8 protein-coding genes are annotated in these 9362 nt (G+C 75.5%); 5 read left to right on the top strand and 3 right to left on the bottom strand.

The annotated features are described in order from the left end of the window. From AWW66_RS09225 to AWW66_RS09215, 3 genes are all read right to left on the bottom strand, one after another. Nucleotides 1-2407: AMP-binding protein (locus AWW66_RS09225; RefSeq protein WP_157527303.1), on the bottom strand; the 2407-nt coding region annotated here is incomplete at its 3' end. 3 nt (nt 2408-2410) lie between these two features. Continuing rightward, nucleotides 2411-3760 carry an MFS transporter gene (locus AWW66_RS09220; protein ID WP_157527301.1) on the bottom strand — a complete coding sequence of 450 codons (1350 nt, stop codon included), beginning with the start codon at nt 3758-3760 and terminating at the stop codon, nt 2411-2413. Between the two features lie 373 nt (nt 3761-4133). Continuing rightward, the gene (locus AWW66_RS09215; RefSeq protein WP_083978346.1) at nt 4134-5198 is read right to left on the bottom strand and encodes a helix-turn-helix transcriptional regulator; all 1065 of its coding nucleotides are present in this window, start codon (nt 5196-5198) and stop codon (nt 4134-4136) included. A gap of 96 nt (nt 5199-5294) precedes the next feature. Between AWW66_RS09215 and AWW66_RS09210 the strand changes: the two genes are divergently transcribed. From AWW66_RS09210 to AWW66_RS09190, 5 genes are all read left to right on the top strand, one after another. Further along, nucleotides 5295-5717 carry a VOC family protein gene (locus AWW66_RS09210; RefSeq protein ID WP_067362725.1) on the top strand — a complete coding sequence of 141 codons (423 nt, stop codon included), beginning with the start codon at nt 5295-5297 and terminating at the stop codon, nt 5715-5717. 107 nt (nt 5718-5824) lie between these two features. After that, nucleotides 5825-6010, top strand: coding sequence for a hypothetical protein (locus AWW66_RS09205; protein ID WP_067362723.1), 186 nt, complete (start codon nt 5825-5827; stop codon nt 6008-6010). A gap of 10 nt (nt 6011-6020) precedes the next feature. Beyond that, entirely contained in the window at nt 6021-6560 is a 540-nt protein-coding gene (locus tag AWW66_RS09200) for a hypothetical protein (RefSeq protein ID WP_157527299.1), read from the top strand. Nucleotides 6561-6720: 160 nt separating this feature from the next. After that, nucleotides 6721-8454: a DUF8189 domain-containing protein gene (locus AWW66_RS09195; RefSeq protein ID WP_067362717.1), complete on the top strand. Its 1734-nt coding sequence runs from the start codon at nt 6721-6723 to the stop codon at nt 8452-8454. A 445-nt stretch (nt 8455-8899) separates the two neighbouring features. Then, on the top strand, nt 8900-9310 hold the full coding sequence (locus AWW66_RS09190; protein ID WP_067362714.1) for a peptidase inhibitor family I36 protein: 411 nt from the start codon (nt 8900-8902) through the stop codon (nt 9308-9310). Nucleotides 9311-9362: the final 52 nt, after the last annotated feature.

Here is a 9362-nt window from a genome sequence, read left to right as displayed (position 1 = left end):
CACCACCGGCCGGGCCGGAGGCACCGCCGGCCGGACCGGTGGCACCGCCGGCCGGGCCGGAGGCGTCGTCGGGCGGCCGGGCCGTCAGCTCGACCACGTCGGCGTCGGGCAGGTCCCGGCGCAGGCGCGCGGCCAGCCCCGACCCGTCGGCGACCACGAGCACCGGCCCGCGCGGCGGCTCCTGGGGGAAGCGGCGGGGGGTCCAGGTCGGCCGGTAGACGCAGTCGGTGACCGTGGTCGGGCCGCCGTCGAGCAGGTCGACCCGGCGCAGCGCCGCCTCGTACCCGCCGGCCAGCAGCCGGGTCCGCATGCTCGTCCGCTGGATCTTGCCGCTGGTCGTCTTCTCGAACTGGTCCCGGACGACGGGTACCAGGTGGGCCGAGCCGATCTGGAGCCGTTCCGCGAGCGTTCGCCGGACCCGGGTCAGCAGGGCCACGTCCACCGCCGCGTCGGCGCAGAAGACCACCACGATGCGTTCGGTGCCGTCCCGTCCCGGGGCCCCGAACGCGGCCACGAAGCTGGGGGCCACCCCGTCCACCGCCCCGACCACGTCCTCGATCTCGTGGCAGAAGTAGTGGACGCCGTTGACGATGATGACCTCCTTGCCCCGGCCGGTGATGGTGATCCGGCCGTCGTGGAGGTACGCGAGGTCACCGGTGTCGAACCACTCCCCGTCGGGGAACGCGGCCCGGTTCGCCTCGTCGTGGTTGAGGTAGCCGGGGGTGACCCGGTCCGAGCGGACCTGGAGCCGGCCGATCCACCGCTCCGGCAGGGCGGTGCGGCCGTCCGGGGCGGCGATCCGGAACCGGGTGCCGGGAGCCGGGCCGCCCATGCTGAGGAAGGTGGTCGTGCCGGGGACGCTCGCCGGGGCCAGCCGTACCTGGCTGCCGTCGGCGTGCAGCCGGGCGTGCTGCACCGCGTCCGGCCCGAACGTCTGGTAGCTGATCGCGGTGCAGGTCTCCGCCATCCCCCAGGCCAGGACCAGCGCGGACGGGTCGAGCCCGCTGTCGGCCAGGGCCGCCCGGAACCCGCTCATCACCGGCTCGGTGCACTGTTCGCCGGCGTTGACCAGGGTCCGCAGCCCGCTGAGGTCCCAGCGCCGGTCCGGGCGGCTGCGTACCGCCTCGGTGACCAGCTTGTAGCCGAAGTTCGGCGACCAGCTGTGCTGCACCCGGTACCGCTGCAACAGGTCCAGCCACAGGGGCGGGTCGGCGAGGACGAGCGCCGTGCCGACGTGCACGTTGGCGCAGCCGAGGACGACCGGGCCGAGGTGCATCATCACCAGGCCCGCCACGTGGTCCAGCGGCAGCCAGTTGAGCATGACGTCACCGGGGCGGACCCGGGCGACCTGACAGGCGTCCTGGGCGTACCGGACGATGCCCCGGTGGGTCAGCGGGATGACCTTGGACTTGCTGGTGCTGCCCGACGAGAGCTGCAACATGGCCACGTCGTCCGGGGCGGGTCGGGGCAGGTCCCCGGCCGGCTCGTGGGCGCGGCAGTCGGCGAGGTCGACCACCCGCAGCCCGGCCCACCCCGCCCCCTCGGCGTACGCCCGCAGTTTCGCCGGGACGGCGCCGCTGGAGACCACGACCGGGCGGTGCAGGCTCTGCCAGGCGTGTTCGAGCTTGTCGAGGGTGGCGTTGCGGGCCTGGTACCCGGGCGCCTGCGCGACGGCCACCGGGCGCAGCCCGCCGAGCAGGCAGGCCCAGAGCGCGACGAAGTGGTCGGCCAGCGACGGCAGGTGCAGGATCACCGGGTCCCCGGTGGCCAGCCCGGCCGCGCGCAGGCCGGCCAGCGCCCGCAGCGCGGTGTCGAGCAGGTGCGGGTAGCTCAGCGTCCGGGTGCCGTCCGCCTCGACCAGGTCCAGCCCGCGCTCGGGCCAGCGTCGCGCGGCCCGCCGCAGCGCCTCGGGCAGCGTCGTCGGGTCGTCCGCGTCGGCCACGGGGGCGACACCGACCGCCTCGGCCGGCACCCCGTCGACCTGCGGCGCGGCCGGGGTGTCGCCGGTCGCCGGGCCAGCAGGCGGCGCGGCGAGGTCCGATCCCCAGCGCGGCGGCAGGTCCAGCAGGTCGGCCAGGTGCGTCCGGGTCGGTTCCCGGTCGGGGACCCGGACCAGGGCCCCGCCGGCGGTCGCGGCGACCGGCACCGCCCGTAACGCCGCCTCGTCGGGTGCGCCGTCGGCGTCACGCGGGATGCCCGACACCACGGCGACCAGGACCGGCGTACCGGGGTCACCGGCCGCCGCCACCGCCGCGCCCGCCGCGCGCCGCGCCTCGGCCGTGGTGCTGGTCGGGGCCGGCACGACGTACGCCACCCGGCGCGGGACGCCGTCGCCGCCGGTCCGCTCGACGACCGCCGCGTCGATCAGTTCGGCGCGTCGGGCGAGCGCCTCGCTCAGCTCGTCCACCGGTCATCTCCTGCTCTCCTGCGGCTGCGCCGCCGGGTCCGGTCGCTCGACGGAGGGGGTGGTGGTCCGACGGCGGACCAGCGTGGCGCCGACGGCGACCACGAGGGCCAGGAGGATGACCGCGCCGTGCATGACGCCGGCCACGGCCAGGGGTCGCCACACCTCCAGCAGCGCGGCGGCCAGCAGCATGCCGAGCCCCAGGCCGCCGTTCTCGGCCACCGCCGTGAGCCCGAAGAAGTAGCCCCGCCGGGGGTCGGGTTCGGCCTGCACACGGGTGGTGTACGTGATCTCGGTGAAGCCGTCCGCCATGCCGGCGACCACCGCCACCAGGAGCACCCACGGCGGGGGGACGCCGGCGAAGGCCACCACGAAGGCCGCCGACATCAGACAGGTGCCGACGATGAACGCCCCTTCGCTGCGGCGCGGGTCGTCGAGGCTGCTGCTGCGCCGCCGCAGCCAGGTGATGATCCGGTGCGAGGCGAACAGACCCACCGCCCAGACCGCGAAGAAGTGGCCGACGAAGGCGGCCGGGTCGGCGGGCTGGATCTGGGTGGCGTAGACCGGCATGCCGACGTTGTGCGAGGCGGAGCCCAACGCGTCGACCGCCCGGACGACCAGGATGACCGCCACCATCGGCGCGGCGGCGAAGGCCGCCACGATCACCTGTCTGCGGTACCGCCGGACCGGACGGCGGGCGCCGCCGGCCGGTGGACCGGGGTCGGCGGCCGGGGGGCCGGCGGCATCGGGGGTAGCGCCGTCGGGGGCTGCCGGACCGGAGCGCCGGGGGCGGGGAAACCGCAGTGGCAGGACGCTCAGCATCGTCGCCGAGAAGGCGTAGGCCCCGGCGGTGACCAGGAACACCGGCCCGTAGCCGAGCCAGCCGACGAGCACCCCACCGGCCGCGAACCCCAGCGCGGTCGCCACCGCCCGCCCCGTCACCAGCAGGCCGTTCGCGCCGATCCGTTCCTCGCTGCCGACCAGGTCGGGGACGCTGCTGCGCAGCAGCACCGAGGAGGTGGTGCCGAGCAGGCCGGTCGCCACGGCGACGATCGGCAGGAGGTCGATCCGGGCCTGCTGGCCGGCCAGCGCCAGCGCCACCAACGTCGCGGCCTGGGTCAGGTCGCACAGGACCAGCACCGGCCGGCGGGGCAGCCGGCCCGCCACGAGCCCGCCGGCCATGCCCGCGACCACACCGGCGCCGAGCCGCAGCGCCATGAAGACGCCGGTCTGCCACGCGCTCCCGGTCGCCTGGTAGACGAAGAGGTTCAGCGCGACCATGTTCAGGTAGCTGCCGAACGTCGCGGCGGACGTGCCCACGACCAGTGCCCGGAAGAGGCGCATCTGTCGAGGCACGGGGGTTCCCCGGGTCACCCCGCCACTCCGGTCCGCCGTGCCGTAGCCGTCGTCACCAGCGCCAAGCGGACGCCTCTCCCCACCGGTTCACCTCGTCATGCGCAGGCGTGATCTGATCGTCGCCGGTAAATGTCAGGCCGTCGACAGTCTGCCCGAGAGCGGTCGGCATGGCTAGGGCGCGACGGGGCCGGCGCGGGGGTTCCGCGTGCCGTCGTCTGCCCGTACCGGAGTCGACCTGCGTCGACGGCGATCGGAGCGGACGACCGCCCGGTGCTCGCGTGGTTCTCGCCCGCCGCAGCGTGCTGCGGATCTGTCTTTTTCCTCCGCCGTCACGGTTGACGCCGCAAAAGCGGCGTTCCCCCGGGCGTCGCCACTATTGCCCGGGCACGCCCGGTGCGGGATGGCCGGGCACGCCCGGCCCAGGGTCGGGCGGGGACGCCTCGACCCGACGTGGCGCCCCCGGGTCGGCGGCGGCCCGGGCGTAGCGGCGGGCCAGGTGCGCGAAGGCGGCCCTGAGTTCGGGCGGCCCGACGACCTCGATGTCGGCGTCGAACCTGCCGATGGCGGCGGCCAGACCCGGCCACGACCACGAGCCGAGGGTGAGCCGGCAGCGGTGTGGGCCGAGTTCCTCGACGACGCCGTCGGGGGTGAACACCGACACCTCGGCGGCGGGCCGGTCGAGGATCACCTGTCCCCGGCAGGGCCAGTCGCCGGTGCCGTCGGCGCCCCGGAACCTGCTGGTGACGAAGTCGGCCACGGTGCCCCCGGGCAGCTCGCGCGGGGCGAAGCGGGGCCCGGTCGGGACGCGCGGCGCGATCCGGTCGGCGCGGAAGACGCGCCAGTCGTCACGGTCGAGGTCCCAGGCGACGAGGTACCAGCGCCCGTGCCGGGCGACGAGGTGGTGGGGTTCCACCCGGCGTGGTGGGGCCGGCGGGCCGGGCTCCCGCGTCGGCCGGGGGCCGGCCGGATAGTCGAAGCGCAGCACCTCGCGGGCGTGCACGGCGGCGCTCAGGGCGACCAGCACGCCGCTGTCGACCCGGGGCGTCGCCGGGCGCTCGACCGCGCTGACGGCGAGGGTGTCGACGCGGTGGCGCAGTCGGGCGGGCATGACCTGCCGGACGGTGTGCAGCGCCCGGGCGGCGGCCTCCTCGATACCGGCGCCGGTGGTGGTGGCGGTCCGCAGGGCGACGGCGAGGGCCACTGCCTGGTCGTCGTCGAACAGCAACGGGGGCAGGCGGGTGCCGGCGTCGAGCCGGTACCCGCCGTCCGGCCCCCGGGTGGCCGCGATCGGGTACCCGAGGTCGCGCAGCCGGTCGACGTCGCGGCGCACCGTCCGGGGGCTGACCGCCAGCCGCTCGGCCAGCAGCGGCCCCGGCCAGTCCCGGCGGGCCTGCAGCAGCGACAGCAGGGCCAGCAACCGCGCGGAGGTGGTGGGCATGGTCCGGATTCTGCCCGGGGAAGCGGACACATCCTGGCCGCTTCCCCTGCGACCGTGGCTCCCGCCAGAGATCCTTCTGCGAACGAGGAGCAGATCGTGTCCGTCACGACCACGACCCATGTCAACTTCCGCGGCGACGCCCGCGCGGCGCTGGAGTTCTACCACCGGGTGTTCGGCGGTCACCTCGCCGTCGTCACCTACCGGGACGCGGGGACCGTCCCCGAGGGGTCCACGGCCGACCAGGTGATGTGGGGCCAGGTCCGCGCCGAGAACGGCTTCCACGTCATGGCGTACGACGTGCCCGCCGGGGTGGCCCACGACCGGGGCGAGAACTCCTTCTTCGTCTCGCTGCGGGGCGAGACGGTGCCGGAGGTCACCGGCTACTGGGACGCGCTCGCCGAGGGGGCGACGGTCGTGGTCCCGCTGGGCCCGGCGGGCTGGTCGCCCGCGTACGGGATGCTCCGGGACCGGTTCGGCGTCGTCTGGGTCGTCGACGTGGCGGGCGACGCCCAGGGGTGACGCCCACCGGTACGCCGTCCTCCCGGCCGGTCACCCCGGGCGGGGGGCGGCCCCGGTCGGCGGCGGGGCCCGCCCGAGCCGGGTGTCGGCGTGGCGCGGGGCAGGGTGTGCCCCGCGCCGGGGCGACCCTGTCCACGACGGGCCGGCCGAGCAGGGGGCACACGGACGAGTCGCGGGCGCGGTGGCGCGAGGTCGACGGTCACTTCGTCGACACCCTGGTCGGGGAGGACGATGCCTGGTGGCGGCGCGGGAACCCGGACGGCCGGCACGCCGTGTTCGACGCCCACCACTAGGCTTGCCCTCATGTCACGCCCGGCAACCGACGCGCGTCCGGCCCGCCCGTTGGTGTGGGCCTCCGACGAGGTGATCGCCCGCATCGGCGACCAGGTCCAGCCCGAGGTCGGTCTGCCGCGCAGGATGGCGGCGGCGGCCACGGCCACCGTCGTCTTCACCTGGCTGCCGACCTTCCTCGTCTTCGCGGCCACCACCCTCGCCGCGCCGTCGGTGACCAACGGGGCCGGCGTCGGGACGACGGCCTTCTGGGCGGTGCAGGTCGCCGTGCTGCTCGCGCTCGCGGCAATGGTCGGCACCCTGTGGCGACGCGACACCGGGCCCGACCCGGCCGAGCGCGTCCCGCCGATCGGGCGGGCGCTGCTGCGGGTCGCGGTGCACACACTGCGCACCGGCGCCTGCGCGGGTCTGGTGTTGGCGGTGCAGGGGTTGTCCGTCGGCCAGATCGCCACGCTGACGGTCGCGCTCGTCGTCGTGCTGCATCTGCTCCCCTTGGTCGTGGCCAGGGCGCTGCACGCCCGGCGACGTGGGGCGGCATCCGCCACCGACTGATCCCGGGACCACGCGCCCGGGCGGCACCCCCTGGCCGGTCGGGCAACCGCCCCGGCGGCGGCGACGGAAACCCGACAGGACACCCCTACCGCAGCCGTCATACGGTTTTCATTGTCACGCTCCGGGCCACCGCCCGGCGGCGGTGACGAGGGGGTCTGGAGTGCGAAAGATCACGGTGGGTTGGCTGGGTGCGGTGAGCGTCGCGGGCGCGATGCTGGTGAGCACACCGGCAGTGGCCCAGCCCACGCCGGACCGCGCCGCGCTGGAACGGATCAAGGTCCGGCTGGACCACGCCACGACGGTGCCGGTCGGCGTGACCGGGTGGCACACCGACGCCGACGGGCACACGGTGGTGCTTCAGACGCTGCCGGGCACGGCCGGGGCGGCCCGGCAGTTCGCCCAGGACAACGGGGTGCCGCCGGAAGCGGTACGCGTCGACGAGATCGCCGGCCAACCCCTGCAGCAGTCGGACCGGCTGGCCGCCGGCCGGGGGTACCAGATCGTCGGGGCCACCCAGACCGCCTCCTGCTCGGCCGGCTTCGCCGTGACGGAGACGGCCAGCGGGGACGCCGGGTTCGTCACCGCCGGGCACTGCCGCGCCTTGCCGCAGCCCGGTCCCCTCGTCGCCGACGGCCGGCCGCTGGGCACCTGGGGCGGCCACGTCTTCCCGGACAACGACATGGCCTGGGTCCGCACGAACGCCACCTGGCGGCCGACCGCCGAGGTGACCGGCCTCGGCCCGGTCAACGGTGACGAGCCGGCCACCGAGGACACCACGGTCTGCCGCAGCGGCATCACCACCGGCGTCCAGTGCGGAACCGTCCTGGCCACGGACGTCACGGTCGTGTACCGCAGCCGGACCGGCGGCCCGGACAACCGGGTCGTCGGCCTGACGATGACCGACGCCTGCGCCCAGCCGGGTGACTCCGGCGGCCCGTTCGTGGCGGGCGACCAGGCCCAGGGCGTGGTCTCCGGCGCCACCGACGCCACCTGCGACCAGCCCGGCTTCCGGTCGTACTTCCAGCCCGTCCGGCCGATCCTGGAGCGCTTCGGGCTCACCCTGCGCCGCTACTGGCAGGGCTGGACCGAGGTGCCCGGCGGACAGTTCGTCACCTCCAGCCCGGCGGTGACGACCTTCGCCGGCAGCGAGTACGTCTTCGCCCGCCGGGCCGACGGCCAGATCGTCCACAACGCCCGCACCGGCACCCACTGGTCGGGCTGGTCCCCGGTGCCCGGTGGCCGCACCACCCCCGACGCACCGGCGGTCACCGTCCACAACAACATGCTCTACCTCTTCGTCCGGGACGACGCCGGCCGGGTCCACGTCCAGACGGCCACCCGGACGACGTGGTCCGGGTGGAGCGTGCTGCCAGGCGGCACCACCCCGAGCGCCCCCACCGCCGCGGTCGTCGACGGCAGGTTGCACCTGATCGTGCGGGCCGGCAACGACAAGCTCGTCGAGAACGTCCACGGCGACACCGGTTGGTCCGGCTGGAGCGTGCTGCCCGGCAACGGCACCACCCCCGACGCGCCCACGGTGACCGAGCACGACGGCACGCTGCGGCTGGCCGTCCGCGCCGAGAACGGTCGCATCTACCTGAACACGTACGCCAGCGGCGCCTGGGCCGGCTGGATCCCGGTCTCCGGCAACGGGTGGACCGCCAGCCCGCTGGGCCTCGCCAGCTACGACGGCCTGCTACGGCTGTTCGCCAGGGGCGGCAACGACCACCTGTTCACCGCCAGCTCCAACGGCACCACCTTCAGCCGTTGGGTCGAGTTGTCCGGCAACGGCGCCACCCCGAGCGCCCCGGCCGCCAACGTCTACGACGGCACGCTGCACCTGTACGCCCGGGGGCTGAACGACCGGGTCTACGTCAACACCGCCCGGTCCTGACCCCCGCCCGGCCGGGACCGGACCATCCGGTTCCCGGCCGGGTACGGTCCGGGACGTGGTGGAGCGGGTGTCCTTCTTCGATCCGGTGCATGGGATCGGCCTGCGGGTCGCTGCCGGTAGTGGCCGGAGCTGGTCGGCGCGGCCCGGCTGGACGACACCGGCGACCTGCTCAGCGTCCACCTGCGGCGGGACGGTCGGCTGCGCGCAGAGACGACGGGCACCACGTCACCCTGACCGTGCGCTGCCGGACGGCGGGGGACCGGCACTTCGGCACCCGTGAGGACCTGCCCGGCCTCGCCGGTCGGGTCCGCGCCGCGGTGGCCCGGACCCGTCCCCCGCACCCGTCGTAGCCCGGCCCGCCCCGACCGGCCCGCCCTGCGCAATGAATCGATGACTGCTAATCTCCACCTGTCCGCTCTTCGACCGACGGTACGGGGGTCTCGAGATGTCGATGCGCAGCCGGATGACGTACGGCCTCGCCGTGGTGGCGCTCACCGCCACGACCGTGCTCACGGCCGCCACACCCGGCACGGCCACCCCCGCGACGGCCACACCCCGGGCCGGTTACGCCGCCTCCGCCGTGGTCGACTGCCCGGCCGGCGCCCTGTGCCTGTTCGACCAGACCGGCTACGTCGGCACCCGACTCACCGTCGCCTCGGCGGTGCCCGGCGGCACCTGCGTCAGCCTGGTCGACCACGGCTTCGCCGGGCAGGCCCGCTCGGCGTTCAACACGCACTCCTCCGCCGCCGCCCTGTTCGCCAACGACGACTGCGTCGGCGGCCCTTACCAGGTGCCCGGCAACGGTGGCGTCACCGACCTCGGCTCGTTCCGGGCGACCAGCGTCTGGGTGCCCTGACATCCTCCGTCGCGGCCGGGACCGGCCCGGCCAGCGGCGCTGCCGCCGGTCG

Source organism: Micromonospora rosaria, from assembly GCF_001567585.1.
Classification (GTDB): domain Bacteria; phylum Actinomycetota; class Actinomycetes; order Mycobacteriales; family Micromonosporaceae; genus Micromonospora; species Micromonospora rosaria.
The sequence above is the reverse complement of the archived record's forward strand: the minus strand, read 5'-3'. Positions and strand labels throughout refer to the sequence as shown.

What these genes read in the sequence shown, in the direction of transcription:
- AWW66_RS09215 (WP_083978346.1), bottom strand. Translation starts at nt 5,198, where the DNA reads ATGCCCACCACCTCCGCGCGGTTGCTGGCCCTGCTGTCGCTGCTGCAG.
- AWW66_RS09200 (WP_157527299.1), top strand. Translation starts at nt 6,021, where the DNA reads ATGTCACGCCCGGCAACCGACGCGCGTCCGGCCCGCCCGTTGGTGTGG.
- AWW66_RS09190 (WP_067362714.1), top strand. Translation starts at nt 8,900, where the DNA reads ATGTCGATGCGCAGCCGGATGACGTACGGCCTCGCCGTGGTGGCGCTC.